The sequence below is a fragment of the Leptotrichia wadei genome (assembly GCF_007990445.1).
Classification (GTDB): Bacteria; Fusobacteriota; Fusobacteriia; order Fusobacteriales; family Leptotrichiaceae; genus Leptotrichia; species Leptotrichia wadei_A.
In genome coordinates this window covers 2,177,194-2,197,264 of record NZ_AP019841.1, presented here as the reverse complement: position 1 = coordinate 2,197,264, position 20,071 = coordinate 2,177,194, and the positions used below count along the sequence as shown (strand labels likewise).

The 20,071-nt window shown below is 30.5% G+C and carries 13 protein-coding genes and 3 tRNA genes; 10 read left to right on the top strand and 6 right to left on the bottom strand.

What is annotated here, in order from left to right; translation table 11 throughout:
* Positions 1 to 323 precede the first annotated feature (323 nt).
* The 4 genes from FVE74_RS10410 (at position 324) to FVE74_RS10395 (ending at position 10,895) form a co-directional block, all read left to right on the top strand.
* The gene (locus tag FVE74_RS10410) at positions 324 to 6,602 is read left to right on the top strand and encodes an autotransporter-associated N-terminal domain-containing protein (protein ID WP_147004444.1); all 6,279 of its coding nucleotides are present in this window, start codon (positions 324 to 326) and stop codon (positions 6,600 to 6,602) included.
* Between the two features lie 303 nt (positions 6,603 to 6,905).
* Positions 6,906 to 8,735 carry a peptidylprolyl isomerase gene (locus FVE74_RS10405; protein ID WP_147004443.1) on the top strand — a complete coding sequence of 610 codons (1,830 nt, stop codon included), beginning with the start codon at positions 6,906 to 6,908 and terminating at the stop codon, positions 8,733 to 8,735.
* A 237-nt stretch (positions 8,736 to 8,972) separates the two neighbouring features.
* Positions 8,973 to 9,632 carry a methyltransferase gene (locus tag FVE74_RS10400; protein ID WP_147004442.1) on the top strand — a complete coding sequence of 220 codons (660 nt, stop codon included), beginning with the start codon at positions 8,973 to 8,975 and terminating at the stop codon, positions 9,630 to 9,632.
* A 195-nt stretch (positions 9,633 to 9,827) separates the two neighbouring features.
* On the top strand, positions 9,828 to 10,895 hold the full coding sequence (locus FVE74_RS10395) for a hypothetical protein (RefSeq protein ID WP_147004441.1): 1,068 nt from the start codon (positions 9,828 to 9,830) through the stop codon (positions 10,893 to 10,895).
* A 121-nt stretch (positions 10,896 to 11,016) separates the two neighbouring features.
* Here the strand turns inward: FVE74_RS10395 and FVE74_RS10390 are convergent, their stop codons facing one another.
* A complete protein-coding gene (locus FVE74_RS10390) occupies positions 11,017 to 11,493 on the bottom strand; it encodes a thioredoxin family protein (protein WP_147004440.1) in 477 nt (158 codons plus the stop codon).
* A 388-nt stretch (positions 11,494 to 11,881) separates the two neighbouring features.
* Between FVE74_RS10390 and FVE74_RS12160 the strand changes: the two genes are divergently transcribed.
* From FVE74_RS12160 to FVE74_RS10360, 6 genes are all read left to right on the top strand, one after another.
* The gene (locus FVE74_RS12160; RefSeq protein WP_255460467.1) at positions 11,882 to 12,010 is read left to right on the top strand and encodes a hypothetical protein; all 129 of its coding nucleotides are present in this window, start codon (positions 11,882 to 11,884) and stop codon (positions 12,008 to 12,010) included.
* Positions 12,011 to 12,258: 248 nt separating this feature from the next.
* Positions 12,259 to 13,503 carry an RNA-guided endonuclease InsQ/TnpB family protein gene (locus FVE74_RS10380; protein ID WP_147004438.1) on the top strand — a complete coding sequence of 415 codons (1,245 nt, stop codon included), beginning with the start codon at positions 12,259 to 12,261 and terminating at the stop codon, positions 13,501 to 13,503.
* 80 nt (positions 13,504 to 13,583) lie between these two features.
* Complete coding sequence (locus FVE74_RS10375; RefSeq protein ID WP_147004437.1) at positions 13,584 to 14,390, top strand: HAD family hydrolase; 807 nt, start codon at positions 13,584 to 13,586, stop codon at positions 14,388 to 14,390.
* Between the two features lie 94 nt (positions 14,391 to 14,484).
* Positions 14,485 to 14,847 carry a response regulator gene (locus FVE74_RS10370; RefSeq protein ID WP_147004436.1) on the top strand — a complete coding sequence of 121 codons (363 nt, stop codon included), beginning with the start codon at positions 14,485 to 14,487 and terminating at the stop codon, positions 14,845 to 14,847.
* Between the two features lie 196 nt (positions 14,848 to 15,043).
* Positions 15,044 to 15,856, top strand: a complete 813-nt coding sequence (locus FVE74_RS10365) for an HAD family hydrolase (RefSeq protein WP_147004435.1) — start codon at positions 15,044 to 15,046, stop codon at positions 15,854 to 15,856.
* Positions 15,857 to 15,883: 27 nt separating this feature from the next.
* Positions 15,884 to 16,708 carry an HAD family hydrolase gene (locus FVE74_RS10360; protein WP_147004434.1) on the top strand — a complete coding sequence of 275 codons (825 nt, stop codon included), beginning with the start codon at positions 15,884 to 15,886 and terminating at the stop codon, positions 16,706 to 16,708.
* Between the two features lie 288 nt (positions 16,709 to 16,996).
* Here the strand turns inward: FVE74_RS10360 and tsaD are convergent, their stop codons facing one another.
* From tsaD to FVE74_RS10335, 5 genes are all read right to left on the bottom strand, one after another.
* A complete protein-coding gene (tsaD, locus tag FVE74_RS10355) occupies positions 16,997 to 18,025 on the bottom strand; it encodes a tRNA (adenosine(37)-N6)-threonylcarbamoyltransferase complex transferase subunit TsaD (RefSeq protein ID WP_147004433.1) in 1,029 nt (342 codons plus the stop codon).
* 229 nt (positions 18,026 to 18,254) lie between these two features.
* Positions 18,255 to 19,295, bottom strand: a complete 1,041-nt coding sequence (locus FVE74_RS10350; RefSeq protein WP_147004432.1) for a glycosyltransferase family 9 protein — start codon at positions 19,293 to 19,295, stop codon at positions 18,255 to 18,257.
* Positions 19,296 to 19,624: 329 nt separating this feature from the next.
* Positions 19,625 to 19,701, bottom strand: a tRNA-Met gene (locus tag FVE74_RS10345).
* A 3-nt stretch (positions 19,702 to 19,704) separates the two neighbouring features.
* A tRNA-Met gene (locus tag FVE74_RS10340) sits at positions 19,705 to 19,781 on the bottom strand.
* A gap of 20 nt (positions 19,782 to 19,801) precedes the next feature.
* Positions 19,802 to 19,889, bottom strand: a tRNA-Leu gene (locus FVE74_RS10335).
* Positions 19,890 to 20,071 lie beyond the last annotated feature (182 nt).

Sequence of the window (20,071 nt, the reverse complement as noted above, 5' to 3'; positions counted from 1 at the left end):
TATTGCAAAATTACTATTTAGTAAGGGGTTAAGGCTTCTTAATGGAATATAAATAAAATATATTTTCTGTTTTTAGAATAGGATTTATCATTAAATACGAGAATGTCCAAAATTTTGTGTAAACTAACAGATGAATCCAGTAAATTCAGTACTTTGATATTTCTATTTACACAAAAATTTTTACACTCTCTTAAATACAGTGGAATAATTATCACTTAAACTATTATAAAAATCACTTTTTCCATTATTTAAATAATTATTATTTTTGAAAAATATTTCTAAATTGAAAATCTGAATTATAAAAAAATTAAAAGGAGATAGTAGTGACTAATAATTTATCGCAGTTAAAAAGGGATTTAAAGTCGTTTGCAAAAAAATGTAAGGACTTTAAATATACAGATTCAGCTTTGTTTACATTTTTGTTAAACGGAATGTTAATTTCAGCAGGTGAATTGAGTGCAGAATCAAAGGATTCGAGAATTAGTAACCAAGTGAATTTGATTAATTCTTCAATAGGTCAAATGCGTAAAGATTTTAAGCATGCGAGATCTGAAAACAACAAGTTAATCAAAAATACAAACTTGGAACTTACACAATTAATGGAACAGGGAGATCATGTAACAAAATCTCCATGGAGTAACTGGCAAATTGGAGCAAATGATTTTTATAATGATTGGCATGGACATTTTAAGGGTAGAGGAAATCGGGTTCAGGACAGTAAATTTTACCAAAGAGATACTACAATGGAAAAATACAACTATCAGTTAAAAAATTTAAGTACTTACGGAGCAACAAGACTGAAATTAGACTCTAATAATATGGAAAATCCAGTAGAAATCCAAATTGATGCTTCATTAAGAACGTTAGCAATAGATAAATCGGCTCCTAATTTTGTACCTACGACTCCTAGTGGGGGACTACCGCCATTTGATCCATTAATGGTAACATCACCTATTATCAATCCAAAGAATGTTAATATTAGCCAGGTTCCTTCAGCACCTCCAACTGATGTTGCGTATCAGAATGTTCCCAACTGGACATGGGGTTATAATGTAAATAATCCTTTACAAAATAATGCTTTAATTGCTCAAGTAGAAGTGCTGTCAGGAACATTTAATAACTATTTTAGCGGAGTAGGAGATCCTCTTAAATATAATTTTAGTGGCGCTACCGAGAATGGAGCATATACTCCTTCAAACGATCCTGGAACAGGTACACCTGTTCCACATTTACCAGCTTCTGATGCAGGAGATAGTGATAACACAGCTGCCTTTTACGCTTTAAGTGGAAAAGTGATTACATTGCCCAATACAATGACAGTTAACGTAGTAGGTAATAATAGTAGTGGTGGGGACTTAAATTCAATTTATTATATGGGAAATCCATCAGATTCAGGAAATGCTGAAGCTAAATTAATACATAAAGCAAATACTAATATTTATGGAAATAAAATAGCAGTAGTAAATATAGATAATGTAACTAGTACAGGTGGTATAACTTTTGTAAATAGGGGAAATATAATAGGACATGCACAAAATGGAACATTTGTTGATGCTTCAGGTACAGCATTAACTGGAGCAACTCCAGGAAACCATATATTTGGAGCTTATTCTTATGGAACTTCAGAAAGTGATAAAATAGAAAATGCTTCTGACGGAAGTGTAATTTTTTATGCTCCAGAAAGTGTAGGATGGGCATACAGTTCAGGCAATACGCAAGGAATAACAAGAAGTTCAATTAATAATGGTAAAATGCAGTTATTTGGTAAAAATAGTTTAGGAATAGCTACTGACAATGATACTTCTGGTGAACAAATGGCACATGCAGATATTCAACTTAATACACCGATTGAAATATATGGAGATGAATCAGTAGGAGCGAGTTTCTTGTCAGAACCAGACACTAGCTCAAATAATTTTTTAAATTCAAAATTTAATATTCAAGTTGGGGGATCTTCTTTAACATCGCAAGATGCTACTTATGGTGATACAAAAGGAGACTTGACAAAAGTTCAAAATTCAGTTGGACTAAATTTTGATTTTACAAATTCCAATAATGGATTTACAAATTTAGATATAAATAATTATAATGTGGTTCTAGAGAATAATTCTAAAAATTCAATAGCTCTTAGAACAGGAGAAGCCAAGATTACGTTTAATGATTCGGCAAATAGTGGAATAACTCTTGGCGGAGAAGATAATATAGGATATCTTTCAGATGGAAGTGCAAATAATAATTTAATTTATAACAATACAGCTAATAATTTTAAGGTTAGTGGAAAAAATGCAATATTGTTTGCTGCAAAAGATGGAGGGACATTGAAAGTAAATAATTCGTTGCCTTTATCTTCAACAGCAGTTAGTGGAAAAGGATTTACTTTAGCGTATTCTGAAGGAGCTGGTTCGACAGTTACATTGAATCAAGGTGTTACAGGAGAAGTCGTCGGTTCAGATGCAGTGTTGTATTATGCGAAAAACAGTGGAAATGTTACTGCAACAGAAGCAGCAGTTGCTCAACCATCAACTGTTGTTAATTCATCAGGAGTAACAGTTATAACAGATTCATCAATAGGAACTCCTAAAGTTACTATTTCTGGAAACAATGGAGTTGGATTCTATGCTACAAATGGAGGGCAAATTGTAGCAGAGAACAGTTTTATGAAATTATCTGATGGATTAGTTGGTGCATATAGTGATGGTTCTACAAGTAATATAAATTTAAAGAATTCAATTTTAGATTATAAAGGAAATGGCTATTCCATTTATAGTGGAAATAACGGGAAAATTGATTTACAAGGAAGTACAGTTATTTTAAGAGGAAAGGCAATAGGAGTGCAGGGATCTTCTTTAAGTGACATAACAACAAATGCAAATACAAAAATAGTTGTTATGTCAAATGATGCTATTCCATTTGAATTTAAAGATAAAGGAATAGTAAATTTAACATCTATAGATACTGATTTAGGTATTGCGGCTTCAGGAATTCAAGTTGTAAATGGAGAAGATGGAACAACTGCATATACTAATTATAAAAAAGCATTTATAGATGGAATGTTAAATTATAATATTAATGCAGATATTGATAAAAGTTTAGCTGCTAATATTGCTAATGAATCAACAGATTCATTTAAATTTGTTAAAAGATATTTAGTTCAACGTGCAGTTTTAAATTTACAAGCAGGTAAAACAGTAACAGCAAACTTAAATTCTTCAGACTTAACAGCAACAGGAATGAAAGGTGTAGTAGGACTTGATATGAGTTCAAGTAGTTCGGCAGCTTCGAATGCTGAAACGCAAATAAATCTTGCTGGAGGTTCTACTGTAAACGCAGACAGAACAGACGCTGGAAACGGAGCAGTAGGATTATTCATAAACTACGGAAAAGTGAACACAAATGCGTCATCTACAATAAATGTTGAACAATTAACAACAAATCCTCGCAATGACAGTGCTGTAGGAATTTATGCAGTAAACAACGGTTCTGAAGTAAATAATGAAGGAACTGTAAATGTTGGTGGAAATAGTTCAATTGGGTTATTAGGGTTGGCATATAGGGAAGATGCAACTACTGGAGTACCTAAAGTAAATGAATTTGGAGGAAAACCTGGTGAAGGAACAACTAATATTGTAAACAAAGGAAACGTTACATTAGATGGAACAACTTCACATGGAATTTATGTAAAAAATAATAATTCAGCAGGAACAAAAGCTGGTGCTATTGGAACAAATACAGGAAATGGAGTGTTAACTTTATCAGGAGATAAATCTATCGGAATGATAGGAGATAAAGCAACGTTAACAAATGATACAAATGCAAAAATTAATATGACAGGACAGGAACAAGTTGGAATGTTTGCTAATAACAGCTCATCATTGGTAAATAGAGGAGAAATTAATCTGGCAGCATCAGCAGGTTCTGTTCCAAGTGTAGGAATTTATACTAATGATGCGGCAACAGATATAGTAAATGATGGTAAAATTAACGGTGGAAATAAAAACTACGGTATTTTTGGAACAACAGTGACTCATGGAGCAACAGGAGAAATCACAGTTGGAGATAAAGGAGTAGGAATTTATTCAACAGAAGGAAATGTCACATTAAACGCAGGGTCAAAAGTAAGAGTTGGAGCGAATGAAGGAGTTGGAGTATTTACTACTGGAACAGCAGGAAGAACGATAAATGCTGATACGAATATGACAATTGGAGATTCTTCATTTGGTTATGTAATTAAAAATACAGGAACAACAAACTTAACTACAAATGGAACTGCAACATTAGGAAATGAAGCGAAATTTATTTATTCAAATAATAAAGATATAACAGTAACAAATAATGTTCCATTAACTTCAACAGGGAATAATACTTACGGAATTTATTCTGCAGGAGCAGTAACAAATAATGCAGATATTGATTTTGGAAGAGGAACAGGAAGTGTGGCAATTTATGCAATTGATGGAGGAACTGCTAGAAATGCTGCAGGTAAAACAATTACAGTAAGTGGAAGTAATTTATCAGCAACTCCAGTTCCAGAATATGGAATGGGAATGGCTACTTCTAACGGAACAATTATAAATGATGGAACAATAAAAGTAGCTCTTGATGAAGGAATTGGAATGTTTGCTTCAGGAAGTGGTTCAAAAGCAATAAATAATGGTACAATTGAATTAAGTGGAAAAAATACAAAAGGAATGTATGTTGATAATAATGCAGTAGGAGAAAACTGGGGAATTATTAAAACAGTTCCAACAGCAAATAATGATGGTATTTTAGGTGTAGTTGCCACAGGTGGTGGAGTAATTAAAAACTATGGACAAATTATTGTAGATGGACCTAATAATAAAGCTGGATATCTTGGTTCTACAGGAACTTTCTCAAATGAAACTAGTGGAGGGACAACAGGAACTGTTACAAATACTAATGGCGCAGATGGAGTTGTAAGAAAAGTAAGCAATCCAACAAGTAAAACGGTAGCAGGAATAGAAATAATAGCTCCATCAGCAGCAACAGCGGCTACTATAAAAATAAATAATAATATTGTAATTCCAATGGTTATAGATACAAATATTTCAACACCAAATCCATCAGTTGCAACAGTAACTTCTCCAGATGGAACAGTGACAACAATAGACCTAGGCTCAACAAGATTGGGAAGCATTCCATCAAATGAACAAGTTGGAGCACTTGGAATGTATATAGATACATCGGGAGTAAATTATACACATCCAATTGAAGGATTGAATAATTTAACAGGATTAAAAAGAATTAATTTGATATTTGGGAATGAGGCAGCAAGATATACTGATAGTAAAGTTATAGAGGTTGGGGACAATATAATAAACCCTTATAATAATATGATATTATCATTAGCTGCATCAAGTAGTGGAATGAAATTTGCTTTAAATGCAGGAAGTTTGACTTGGTTTGCAACAGCAACACAAAATTTATCAACAGGTGCTCTAGGAAAAGTTTATTTAGTAAAAATTCCATATACAGCATTTGCACAAGATGGAAATACATATAATTTTTTAGGTGGATTAGAACAAAGATATGGTGTGGAAACTACTGGAAGAGAAAAAGAACTGTTTAATAAATTAAATGATTTAGGAAAAGGTGAATCCCATATTTTAGCACAAGCTGTAGATGAGATGAAAGGTCATCAATATGCAAATATTCAACAAAGAACTAACGCTACAGGAAATGCTCTGGATAATGAGTTTAGCTATTTGAGAAATGAATGGAGGAACCCAACTAAGCAAAATAATAAAATCAAGGCATTTGGATTAAGAGATGAATATAGCACTGACACAGCTGGAATCTTTGACTATAAGAGCAATGCCTACGGAGTAGCTTATGTTCACGAAGATGAAAAAGTCAGAATGGGCAACTCAAGCGGATGGTATGCAGGAGCAGTAACAAACAGATTCAGATTCAAGGATCTAGGAAAATCGAGAGAAGATCAGACAATGATAAAAGCTGGAATATTTAAGACAATGTCGCCTAAAAAGGATTACAACGGAGCATTGCAGTGGACAGTTGCAGGAGATGTGTTTGCAGGAATTAATAATATGAAGCGTAAATTCTGGGTAGTTGATGATACATTTGAAGCTAAATCTACGTACCATACTTATGGAGCAGCTCTTAAAAATGAACTTAGTTATGATATAAGAATGAGTGAAAGAACACATTTAAGACCATTTGGAGTTTTGAAAATGGAATATGGAAGATTTAATGATGTGAAAGAAAACTCTGGACAAGTAAGACTGCAGGTTAAGGGTAATGACTACTTTTCAGTAAAACCAGAAACTGGAGTTGAATTTAAGTATGTTCAGCCACTTGCAGTAAAAACAAACTTGACAGTAGGGCTTACAGCCGCTTATGAAAATGAGATTGGAAAACTGCAAAACGGAAATCAGGCAAGAGTAAGATATACGACAGCAGATTGGTATAATCTGGAAAAAGAAAAAGAAGATAGACGTGGAAATGGTAAGTTTGACCTTAACATCGGAGTTGACAATACTAGATTTGGTATTACAGTAAATGCTGGATACGATACTAAAGGAAATAATGTCAGAGGTGGAATTGGATTTAGGGCAATTTATTAGTTTTCAAAAATTGTAGAGAATTAAAAAATCGGAAGAGGAAAAAATCAGTTTCCGATTTTTTATTGTTTTTCAAACAGAACTTGGTATTTGTATTAAACTCCATCTAAAAATAGAGATTATAATTTATTTTACTTGCTAAAAAGAGATTTGCTCCCTTGTAAAGAAATTTATAACTAGTCTGCTGTTTAAATGGAAAATAGTATTGCTCTGTCTCTGGTAAAAAAAACGATAGAAAAATAAAGTATTATGTGTTATAATAATAAAATGACTAAAAGTGAGAGAATAAAGAAAGGAAGATAGACAATGGGATTCAGAAGTCACAAAAGAGGTATTCAGATCGCATCAGCAGTTATGATGGGGATGTTTGGAATAGCAATGCTTATTACTGGAATATTATTTTTGAAGAATAATATTTTTGAAGCTTCAAAAGGTAATAGAGAAGTAATTGCAACGATTAACGGGACAAAAATTTATCGTGATGATTTTGAAAGGGAAGCTTATTCGTTAAAAAGTCAGTTAAATGAGATTAATCAGCAAAAAATGCAGCAGTTGGCACAAGCAGGAGTAAATACTGAGAATATAAAAAATGTTCCTGATGATATTATAAATCAATATGTTTTACAACTTTTGATAAATAAGGAAATATTGCTTTCATCGGCTAAGAATTTGGGAATAAGAGTAAGCGGTTCAACTGTTAATAAGGAATTTAAGGCTTATCAAAAACAGTCTAAATTAGGAAAAGATGAATTTTCTCAATATTTAAGATCAGTTGGATATAACGTTACTTCATTTAAAAAAATGATAAAAGACCAGAAAACAGTTGACAAGATGAGAGAAAAATTATTTGCAGATGATAAAGTTACAGATGAGGAAGTTAAAAAGGCTTATGAAAGAAATAAATATACTCAAGCCTTTGAAAATCAAGAATTTGATGATGTAAAAGATCAAATTAAGGAAAATATGAAGCAAGATAAGGATATTATGATTTTAAATTCATTTATTGCAAAGGCTAAGCAAAAAGCTAAAATTGAGTTTAAAGATGAGGAATTTAAAAAGATGTATGCTAACATAACAGCAGTTGTGGCACAAAATGGAGAGTATAAATATACAAATGCAGATGTAAATGAACAAATTATAAATGCAGTTTCACAAACTCAAGAAGGTTATTCGCCAAAAATGGTAAATGATTTAAAAGGCATGCTAAAAACAAATTTAAATAAATTTATACAAATAGCGAATAAGGCTAAAGCGGCTGGAATAAAGGCAGATGCTGATTTAGTAGGAGTAGATCAGTTAAGAGATTATTCTCAAAAATACTATAATTATTTAATTGATACTTATAAGCCTGATAATGCGGCATTACAAGCAAGATTTGATTCTAAGAGAGATAGCTATAATACTCAAAATAGTATAGGCGGTTATGTAATTGGAGAAGAATATCAGGCTGGAGAAAATGATTTTGCTGTGGCTAAAAAGCAGGCTGAAGAAATTATGAAAACTACAAATAAAGATAATTTTGCAGAAAAAGCCAGAGAGTTTTCAAAGGATCCTGGTTCGGCTAAGAATGGCGGAAGTTTAGGAGAAACAGCGGATTTATCAAAACTTGTCCCAGAATTTGCAAATGCAGTTAAAAATGGTAAGGCTGGAGATATTGTGGGACCAATAAAAACACAGTTTGGTTATCATATTATTTACATTCAAAGTAAAGATCCAAAAAATGAAAATGTAGCGAAAGTTAGCCATATTTTAATAACTCCAACTATTTCTGAGGCATCAAAACAAAAAGTTATTAAGAAAATTCAAGACTTGAAAGCTGAAATTCAAAGCAAGAAAGTTACTTGGAGCACTGTGGAAAAACAAGATAAATATAACTTTAGCGTAAAAGAAAGATTTAAAAAGTTAGTTAAAACTGATGCAATTCCAGGAATTGGAATAAATAAAGAACTAATGGATCAAATATTCGCATTGAAAGTAGATGGATTCTTAGAAAGAAATGATGCAACTGGATATTATTTAATTGCAAAAACATCAGAAATACCATTTACACAAGCAACATTTGAAAATTCAAAAGAACGTGTAAGATTGGAACTTGCGCATGAATATGCAGATAAGCAGTTGGGAATTACACAATAGTTTTCTGTTTAAATAGTTAAATTTGATTTATCAAGGATTCTTTTATTGTCAAATAAGAAGTACAAGATATTAAAAAGAACTGTTTTAAATACTAAAAATATTTAAGACAGTTTTTTATTATATTAATACTAAATCTCGTTTAAAATATTATTTACCAAAAGAGACTTTGAACTCTTGCAAAGAAATTTATATTTTAAATGGGAAATAACATAATTTTATTGAAGACTAGGAGTTAAAATGAGTTATATTGAAAATTTAGAAAGTGTTGGAAAAAAGATGATTGTGGAGGAAAAAGGGTTAAAAATAACAGAAGATGCTATTTTGCTTTCAGAATTTATGAAAAAATATTTTAGCAGAAAACGTAAGAATTTGAAAGGAGAAAAATCATTTTTAGAAATTGGGGCGGGACAAGGGATAATTTCGTTATTACTTTCAGAACTCGATATTATTTCAAAAATTTTTGCTGTGGAAATTCAGGAGGAAGTTTTTGCTGCTTTAAAAAAAAATATAGAGATAAATGATTTAAATGGGAAAATAATACCAATTAATAAAAATATAAAAAATGTGAATGGAGAGTATGATTTTATTTTTTCAAATCCGCCGTATAAAAAGACCAGTTCTGGAAAAATGCCTGAAAATGAAATGGAACGAATTAGTAAATATGAAATTTTGCTGACTTTGGATGAATTAATTTTGGAAATAAGAAGACTTCTAAAAAATTATGGAGAGTTTTTTGTGGTTGTGCCGAATAGCAGGTTAAATGATGTTTTTCGGTGTATTTATGAAAATAGGCTGAATGTATTGTCGGTTAAGGTGAATAAGTATAAAAAGGTGGATCTGGTTGTTGTACATGGGAAAAAGGGAGGTAAAGTAAATTCTGGGATTGAAATTGAGTAATTAATCATTAATAAAATATATTGAAATATATAAAAAATATATAATTGATTTATTGACAATTAAGTAAAAAAAATGTTAATATAAATTGTAATTTGATATACAAATATTTTGATACTTGAATTTTTGATAAAGTCAAGAATAAATTGCAGCTATATAGTTAATAATTAAAAATAATCGAAAGGAAGGTAATGAATTATGAAAAAGTTGTTGGGACTGCTGACTTTGATTCTGGCAGTTTCTGGATTTGCTGAAGCGGATCAGGATGTGCTGAAGAATATTAATATTTCTACTGAATATAGGCAGAATTATCAGGATAAAACTGGAGATGATGCGAATGGAATTGGATTTGCCGGGTTTAAAAAGAATAATCGCGGGAGAACACGGGTAAGAAGTATTTTTTCTGGAAAAATTGGATTAGTTGATGAAGGGGATTGGGATTTGACATTCTCGACAAGATGGGATAAGGATCAGAATAGAAATAGATTCAATGGACAAAAAATTACTCAGTATGGAACTTTTAGAAAAACTGATAGAATTTATAGTAAATTGGGACTGGAAAAAAAATTATCAGATGATGTTAAATTGAAAATAAGATGGCAAAATGATACTTATAGAAATAAGAATTTAGTTACAAAGGAAACTTCTACAACAGGAATTGGAAATGAATTTGCGATAGGACCGACATTTAACAGGAAAGTATGGGGACAAAATGTAACATTGGCTGTAGAAGGTGTTTATTTTGGATTTAAGGGGAACAGAAGAGGAGAGTATTATCTAAGCGGAAATGACTTTAAAGGATCAAAAGTTAATGGATGGGGACTTAATGCGGATCTTGAAGTAAGTAATAATATTAAAAAGGGAGAATGGGGAAGTCTAGATTACTATACTTATTTTACAAATCATTATAGAGATACGAATAAGATTCAAAGAAATGGGAAAAAGGCTAAACCGTCAGTTTATCAAGATTATTATGCAAATTTATCATATACAACACCGTCATTTGCGGGAATTTATGGAAAAGTTGTCTTAGAAAATGAATTTGAAAGATACCCAAGATATTATTGGGAAAATATGCTTGGTGTAATTACAGAAGCTGGATATAAAAAATCATTTGGAGCGGGAGAAGGTAAAGTTTCCGTAAATCCTTTTGTAAAATATCGTCCGTATTATAGAGATTCTTATAAGGAATCTGGATCTAATAGAAAAACTACAGAAACAGAAGAAGTAAGATTTGGATTATCAGTTGGGTATTCTGTAAATTAATAAAAATTAATTTAAAAATATTATTTAGCAAGGAGTTGAAATAACTCCTTTTTTTATTTAAACAAAAAAAGTCCATTCATATAGAGAACAGAACTTTTTATTCAAAATATATTATGATTTTTTATAGCGAAGTTAAATAGTCAACCAGCTCTTTTTCAATTTCCACATTAAATTTTCCAATTCTGAAATTGTATTTAATATCTTCAAAATTTTCTGGGTTTTCATCCATTTTCTTTTTCACCACAACTGGAAATTCATTCCAGAAAGTATTATATTTCCCATCAACATAAGAAATTAAAGTAGGTATTTTAATTCTTTCATCTGTATCTGGAAAAAATTCTTTAGCAGCTTCTCTTGAACGATAGTCAATTTTTATTTTGCTATTCAAGTCACTGAATTTTTTTAAAAAAGGGACAGTCGCACGGCAGTCTGGGCAATAAACTTGTGCTACTGCAATAATTGTAATATCCTTATCTATAGCTTTAATAGCTTTTTCTGTTTCTTTTGACAATGAAATTTTTTCTATAATTCTGAGCTGCTTTTTATCCTCTTCTGCTTCAGTCACTTCAAATTTTAAATAATCTTCAAATGTTGCCATATTTTTCACCTCGTAAGTTTATTTTTTTACTCTTGATTTCTTATAATATTGTATCATTATTGGATTAGTTTTTGCAAGTTTAAAAAAATTTTAATTCAATTTTTTTTTGTAATGTGTTAAAATCAATGTAGGAGGAAATTTTATTAAATAGTACAAGAACACTCGCGACTTTAGTCGTGAGGATAAATTGCACAAAAATTTTAGTAAGCATATAGGGAAACTTATATGTAGACACGGAACAAAACCGTGCAACAAAGAAACTGAATTGCTGGGAACTCTTAAAGCTAGTATGACCACAACATAATACCTAATTGAGAATATGGTATAAGTGTGAAGGTAGCGAAAGCAGAAAAAATATACTAGATGGTGCAAGGTTAAATCCTAAACATTGAGCCGTACGTATAGAAAGGAATATAATAGACAATCAGCAGCTAATCCTGAAAAGGAAAGTTCAACGACTATCCCTCGTGAGGGGAGTACAATACAAGCGATAGGTATTGGAAGTGGTTTCGCCTAAGTCCTTGAAATAGGATATGGATAAGATATAGTCTGTGCTTGTTAGAGATAACAAGAGGTTCAAGGCTAGTCTCCTTAATTTATTAAGGAGTATATATGCCATGAGAACTGCATAAGTAGTAGCGTACTTATGTGAACGACGCTTCCCGCTGTTGTGGGGTTTTAAAAACTTTAAAAATATTTAAAAATAAACAGATAAAATGTAGAATACATGGTATAATATCTCTGATGAAAAGGAGGTGATTATATATGTATTTAACATTAAAACAACAGGTAAAACATCTTAGTAAAAAGGAGTTTAGGAATTTAAAATATTTATCTCATATAGCCAAGAACTTAACTAATGAAGCTATATATAATATTAGACAATACTATTTTAATAAGAAAAAGTATTTAAGTTATAATGAAAACTATAAAATGCTTAAAAATAGTGAAAATTACAAGAAATTAAATTCTAATATGGCTCAGCAAATTCTAAAAGAAGTAGACGGAAGTTTTAAATCATTTTTTGGACTTTTAAAACTTGCTAAGAATGGTCAATATAATGGTAAAATAAGATTACCTAATTATCTTGATAAAGATGGTTTTACAACTCTTGTTATAAGTTTTGTTAGATTAAAAGACGATATGCTGATTATTCCTTATTCAAATTCATTTAGAAAGACACATAAGGAAATCGCAATAAAACTACCACCAGTATTAAAAGGCAAGAAGATAAAAGAGATTAGAATAATACCAAAACAACATTCTAGGTACTTTGAAATTCAATATACTTATGAGGTAGAAGAAGTTCAAAGGGAATTAAATAAAAACAATGTACTAGGAATAGATTTAGGTATAGATAATCTTTGTACTTGTGTTACAAATACTGGAGCTTCATTCATAATAGATGGTAGAAAATTAAAATCAATAAATCAATACTATAATAAGACAAATGCAAAATTACAAAGTATAAAAGATAAGCAAAAGACCTCCCGCACAACATTAAGACAAAAAAGAATAGCTAGAAAGAGAAATAATCGCATAAATGATTATCTTTCAAAAGCAGCAAGAATAATTATAAATTATTGTCTTAATAATGATATAGGAAAACTAGTTCTAGGATGTAATGAAGATTTTCAAAGAAATTCAAATATAGGAAGCATAAATAATCAGAACTTTGTAAATATACCATATGGAAAATTAAGAGATAAATTAATATATCTATGTAAACTATATGGAATAAAATTTAAACTGCAAGAAGAGAGTTATACATCAAAAGCAAGTTTCTTTGATGGAGATGAAATCCCGATATATGATAAAGAAAATTCACAAGAATACATATTCAGTGGAAAAAGAATAAAAAGAGGACTATATCAAACAAGTAAAGGCTATCAATTAAATGCAGATTGTAATGGAGCATTAAATATTTTAAGAAAAAGTAAAGTTGTGGACTTAAGCGTCCTATACAATAGAGGTGAGCTGAACACACCTAAAAGAATAAGGGTAGTGTAAAGCTATCAAACTTCTTAGAAAATTTTTAAATATTTTTAAAGATTTTAGAACCCTGCGACTTTAGTTGTGGGAGGTTCAGTATGTATAAGGCGGTAATAAGCGATTTAGATGGAACGCTTTTGAATGAAGAACATAAAGTTAGTCCGTTTACGAAGGAAACAATTGAATTGTTGCTGGAAAAAGGGATAAAATTTTATATTGCAACTGGACGTGGATATGTCGGAGCAAAGGAAATTATGGATGAAATTGGACTGAAAATTCCTTTGATTACATCAAATGGCGCTAGGATTGTAGATGAAAATGGAAGAGAAATTTACGTGAATAATATTGAACAGAAATATGTGGACAAAATTTTTTCAATTGATTATAAATCATTTGACAAGGGAATAATTTTAAATGGATTCTCAGGTAATCATTGGTATGTGACAGAAGATGCCAGAGATTATTTTTATGCTCAAAAGCCAAATAGAAAGCAGTATCCAGAGCAAATTGAGCAGAATGACTTTGAAAAACTTGCTTTTACAAAAATATTTTTTCTAGGTGAGCATAAAAAACTGCTGGAAATAGAAAAGGAAGTAAGAAAAGTAACGAATAATGAAGTTAATATCGTATTTGTAAACGAAAAAAGCTTGGAGATTTTTTCAAGTGACTGTGATAAGGCTGTGGCAGCTGGATTTTTGCTTCAAAGGGATGGGCTGACGTTAAAAGATGCTGTTTCATTTGGAGATGGATTTAATGATTATGACCTGATAACTCAAACTGGACTTGGATTTGCAATGAAAAACTCAATTTATAGACTGCTTGAAAAATTAACAGACACGGAAGTTATTGGAAGCAATGCTGAAGATGGGATGGCAAGGAAAGTAAGGGAAATATTTAAGATTTAGTAAAAATATAAAATTTAAATATTCTATTTTTTATTTAAATAATAGATTTACAGAGAATTAAAATAATAAATAAAATAAAGAGAGAAGGGAAAAAATGAATAAAATTGCATTGGTTGTAGATGATACATCATATATTAGAGAAGACATAAAGGATATTCTTGAAGAACAGGGATATAAAGTGTATGAAGCAAGCGATGGGCTGGAAGCTGTTGAAATGTATAAAAAGGTAAACCCATCTGTTGTAACAATGGATATAAATATGCCAAGAATGCACGGATTAAAAGCTGCACAAGTTATTACGGATTTGGATAAGGAAGCTAGAATTATGATTTGCAGTACAATGGTTATGTTTCCAAATTATATGAAAATGGGAAAAGAAGCCGGAGCAAAGGCATTTTTGTCAAAACCTTTTGATGAAGAGGAATTTATGAATGAATTTTCAAAATTATTTTTATAAAAATATAGTTTTAAAAATAAAGAATTGAAAAAATAGCTGTATCAATGATATTTTGTACGATTCTTCATTTATAATAGTAGATTTGCTATAAATTTTATTTATGATGAATAAAAAAACTAAATAAAGCATAATTTCTGTTTTTTAAATGAAGTTTAGTATTATAAATTTTTACATAATAAAAGAAGGAGAGAATAAAATGTTTAAAGCTGTTGTAAGTGATTTGGACGGTACACTTTTGAATGCAGAGCATAAAGTGAGTGAATTTACTAGGGAAACAGTAGAATTATTATTGAAAAAAGGGATAAAGTTTTATATTGCAACTGGAAGAAATTATTTAGGAGCGAAAGAAGCGATGGATGAGCTTGGAGTGAAAGTTCCACTTATTACTTCACACGGATCTGTTGCTTTTGATGAAAATGGGAATGAAATTTTTTCAAATAACTTGAAGCGAGAATATTTGGATAAAGTCTTGGACATTGATTACAAGTCGTTTGGGAAAGATATAATTATAACTGGATATTCTGGACCAAATTGGTTTGTTACTGAAGATTTGCAAGAATATTTTTACAATAAAAAGCCTGATAGAACTAGATATCCAAAACAAATTACTCCTGAAGAATTTAAAAAGCATAATTTTACAAAAATATTTTTTCTTGGAGAAGATCATGATGAACTGCTGGAACTTGAAAATGAAATAAGAAAAGCGGTTGGAGATGGAAATATAAGTCTTTTATTTGCAAACGAAGGAAGTTTGGAAGTGTTTTCGGCAAACTGCAATAAGGCAAAAGCGGCTGAAGTATTGTTAGAAAGAGACGGACTTACATTAAAGGATGCGGTTTCATTTGGAGATGGATTGAATGACTATGAATTGATAACAGAAACTGGGCTTGGATTTGCGATGGGAAATTCGATTTATTTGCTGCTTGAAAAATTAACAGATACGGAAGTTATTGAAAGTAATGCTGAAGATGGAATGGCAAAAAAATTAAGAGAATTATTTAATTTATAAAAGATAAAAAATAGGAAAGGGGAGTTTATGTATAAAGCAGTTATCAGTGATTTGGATGGAACTTTACTATGCAGAGGGCATCATGTTACAAAATTTACTAAAGATATAATAAAGGAAATAATAGAAAAAGGAATAAACTTTTATATTGCTTCAGGTAGAAGCTATGACCAGATTGGGTATATAACTGAGCAGCTTGAGGTAAAAATTCCCATTATAGCTGCAAATGGCGCAAGAATCTTTGATGCAGATGGAAATATGATTTATGAAAAAGGATTGCCAAAAGAAGCGGCAGAGGCAATCTTGGGGCTGGATTATGAAAGCATAGCTGAAGGTTCACATTTAAATATTTTTTCAGGAAACGACTGGATTATTACGAAAGGAACAGCACAAAAAGTATATGACAGGGTTTCAAGGGATGTAAAAGTTGACTTTAAGGAAGTTCCAAAGGACGAATTAAAGAACTTGGATATTTTAAAAATATTTTACATTGGAGAACATGAGCAGCTTACAAACTTGGAAAAAGCCATCTTGAAAATAAGAAACGATGTAAATGTTATTTTCGTTACCGATTATTGTATGGAAATTATGACAAAAGGAGCCAATAAGGGTGCAGCGGCAAAATTCCTGTTAGAAAGAGAAGGCTTGGAACTGAAGGATGCGGTAGCTTTTGGCGATGGTGAAAATGATTTTGAAATGCTTACAATGGTTGGAAAAGGTTATGCGATGGGAAATTCCATTGAGAGATTAAGAAAGCTGCTGCCTAAGGATTTTGAATTTGTTGGAGCAAATACAGAAGATGGAGAAGCTGTGAAATTGCAGGAATTGTTTTTGGAAAGAGCAAAGAATATTTAATTATAATTTTTATTATTTGTATAGTAAAACTTATTTAAAACTGAACTCAAAAATTATGACTATTTTACTCAAACCCTAGATTTATATAATTTTTAGCAGTTCTATTTTAAAATAATATCAGAGATAATAAGTTGATAATTTCAGCATTAACCGTTGGATATAGAAGAGATATTTGTAAAAATTAACATAATTAAAAAATAACCGTTCTTATAAATAACAGCGGTTATTTTTTATTTGATTTATTGTAACATAACCAAAGTAATATTTTTTTTGTTGGTTATTTTATTATTATTTTTCTAATTTTGTAGAAATCGCATCCACATCATACTGTTTTTCCAAATTAATTTGAGAATTATTCTTTAAGTCATAATAGGCTGCAACTCCTATCATAGCCGCATTGTCTGTACAATATTCCATTTTAGGAAAATGAACTTGAATTTGCTCATTTTCATCAGTCTTTAAATTTGTAAATTCTGAAAATTTTTCACGAAGGCGTCTATTTGCAGAAACGCCACCTGCAACAAGTATCGTTTTCACATTCTTTTCCTTTACAGCCATTAAAATTTTATCATATAGAACATTTACAATAATTTCCTGAAGCGATTTTGCAATATCTTCCTTTGAAATTGGATTACCTTTCATATTTTGGCTATTTACATAATTAGTTATGAAAGTTTTTATTCCGCTAAAACTAAAATTGTAGCCATCAACTTTTGGTTTTTTTATTTTTAGAATATCTTCACCATTTACTGATAGTCTATCAATATGCGGACCTCCAGGATATTCCAGTCCCAATATTCTGGCAATTTTGTCATAAGTTTCTCCAACTGCATCATCTAATGTTTCACCAAGCAAATCAGTGATTATTTTTCCATTTTCTTCATAAATATAATATAAGTTTGTATGTCCGCCTGACACGACTAGCGATATTGCAGGCAATTTTACATCGTTGTCGATGAAACTTGAAAAAATATGCCCATTAATGTGATTTACAGGAATCAATGGAATATTATTGGCATAACTTAGGGATTTTGCAAACATTAAGCCTACAAGCAAAGATCCAATAAGTCCAGGAGTGTTCGTTACAGCGATATAATCAATATCGCTTAATTTACAGCTGGCTTTTTCCAGAGCTTCAGTAAATACTGGTAAAATATTTTCTATATGGTGCCGTGAGGCAATTTCAGGCACTACACCGCCAAATTCCTTGTGAATGTCAATTTGTGTGGAAATAATGTTACTTAAAATTTTTTTCCCATCCTCAACAACTGCAACGGAAGTTTCATCACAAGATGATTCAAATGCAAGTATTTTCATAATTTTTCTCTCTTTCTTTTTTTATTATTTGAGAGTGCATATAATTTTGTATAAATGTATAACAAACCTAATGATATAAGTTTTTTTTAGTTTATTTACACAAAAAAGTTTACACTTTCTTTTTATATAGAATCATTTGATAATTTATAAACTATGTAATTATTGGTAAAATTTTATTTTTTATAAAATCTTTTAATATTAAAATCTTGAATAAATAAAATTAAGTCTGTTAATTGTATTCTTTAACAATTTTATTAAATACAGTTTCTACCGAGATTCCACTCATGCAATCTGCATATTTTTTTGGAAATTTATCATCTCCGTAAAGTGAATGTGGTGGACAGCTTGGATTATTCAGTAAAAAAGTATTTTTTTCAAAGGAAAATAATTTTGGATCAGTCGGTCCAAAAAATACAAAAGTCTTGGCTTTTACAGCTCTGGCTATATGAAATGGGCCTGAATCATTTGCAACAGCCACTTTTGCATATTTTAACAATATTCCGCTTTCCTTAAAGGAAATTTTCCCGCATAAATCAACAACTTGTCCATCTTTATCAGCTTTTACAACATTTGCATCTTCTTTCCCACCAATCACAAAAATTCTCAATTTCTCCTCATTATTTACAAATTTATTTTTATTTTCCAAAATTTTTTTTGCCAATTCATCATAATAAGGCCACTTTTTCGTAAACTTAGAGGCTCCAGGAGCTAGCACGAAATATTTTCCATCTTTTAAATTATATTTTTTTACAAATTTCTCTTCAGATTGCTTGTCAATATAAAATTCCAGATTATCTCCAAGTCCATTTTTTATATTTTCATCAGAAAAATTTATTCCCAATTTCTTTAAAGCTGTAAAATAACTTTCAACAATTGTGCAATCTGCATTATAGGTTATAAGTTTTGCCTTCACAAGAATAGTTTTCCACCATTTTCTTTTTTTGTATCGGCAATATTGAGTATGCCTGTTTTCAAGACTTTTTCCAATAATTCTAGACAAAAATTTAGAATGAAGATCAATGACATAATCATAATTTTCTGTTTTTAGTCTATTTATCATATCTTTTATATATTTTCGGTCTTTACTTTTCTTTTTCTCAAAAATTATCAAATTCCTAATTTCAGGATTTAACGAAATTGCTTCAGAAAAAGTATCATAAACTGCAAAATCTATTACAGCCTTTGGATATTTCTCTTTAATTGCCCTTATTACTGGAGTTGTAAGCACTACATCCCCAAATGAGCTAAATCTTATTATTAATATTTTCATATTTTTTCCTCTTCTAAAGTCTAATATTTTACTCGGTTTCTTTAAATTAAGCAAAGATTCCTGCAAAATATCTATAAATTTTGATTTATGTTACTTCATGTTATTTTATAATTTAAAACTATTATTAGTCAAGTGTTTTTCTTTCTAAAAATAGAAATTATATTTTATTTATTTTCTGACAAGGGATCTTGACCCCTTGCATAGTAGAAATTATAGCAAATCTATTATTTTAATGGAAAATAGTATAAAATAAAAAAATGTAGCTATTTAACTACATTTTATAAAAAAAAATACCTACATTAATTGCAAGTATAGCTTAATTAATATAATGGTGCCTAGAAGAAGATTCGAACTTCCGACCCTACGGGTATGAACCGTATGCTCTAGCCGACTGAGCTATCTAGGCATTTGGTGGCGGGAGCTGGATTTGAACCAACGACCTTCGGGTTATGAGCCCGACGAGCTACCATGCTGCTCTATCCCGCGACAATGAAAGCTTTATTAAGTGGTGCCTCGGGCCGGACTTGAACCGGCACGGGATAAATTCCCACAGGATTTTAAGTCCTGTGCGTCTACCGATTTCGCCACCAAGGCATATTTACTTAAAAGTAAACTTACAAATAAGATTATACAGTATTTTTTTAAATTTGTCAACAACTTTTTTTTCTAGATTTTTTTTAGTTAAAGTGGTAAAATACATTATAAGATATTTTTAGATCTCTCAAAAATTAAATTAATAAAAGCTAAATAAATTTAATGAACTTAAACTTCAGCCT

Coding starts and splice junctions, on each gene's coding strand:
- FVE74_RS10360 (WP_147004434.1), top strand. CDS start 15,884: ATGTATAAAGCAGTTATCAGTGATTTGGATGGAACTTTACTATGCAGA.
- FVE74_RS10375 (WP_147004437.1), top strand. CDS start 13,584: ATGTATAAGGCGGTAATAAGCGATTTAGATGGAACGCTTTTGAATGAA.
- FVE74_RS10350 (WP_147004432.1), bottom strand. CDS start 19,295: ATGAAAATATTAATAATAAGATTTAGCTCATTTGGGGATGTAGTGCTT.
- FVE74_RS10370 (WP_147004436.1), top strand. CDS start 14,485: ATGAATAAAATTGCATTGGTTGTAGATGATACATCATATATTAGAGAA.
- FVE74_RS10405 (WP_147004443.1), top strand. CDS start 6,906: ATGGGATTCAGAAGTCACAAAAGAGGTATTCAGATCGCATCAGCAGTT.
- FVE74_RS10380 (WP_147004438.1), top strand. CDS start 12,259: ATGTATTTAACATTAAAACAACAGGTAAAACATCTTAGTAAAAAGGAG.
- FVE74_RS10395 (WP_147004441.1), top strand. CDS start 9,828: ATGAAAAAGTTGTTGGGACTGCTGACTTTGATTCTGGCAGTTTCTGGA.
- FVE74_RS10400 (WP_147004442.1), top strand. CDS start 8,973: ATGAGTTATATTGAAAATTTAGAAAGTGTTGGAAAAAAGATGATTGTG.
- FVE74_RS10390 (WP_147004440.1), bottom strand. CDS start 11,493: ATGGCAACATTTGAAGATTATTTAAAATTTGAAGTGACTGAAGCAGAA.
- FVE74_RS10365 (WP_147004435.1), top strand. CDS start 15,044: ATGTTTAAAGCTGTTGTAAGTGATTTGGACGGTACACTTTTGAATGCA.
- tsaD (WP_147004433.1), bottom strand. CDS start 18,025: ATGAAAATACTTGCATTTGAATCATCTTGTGATGAAACTTCCGTTGCA.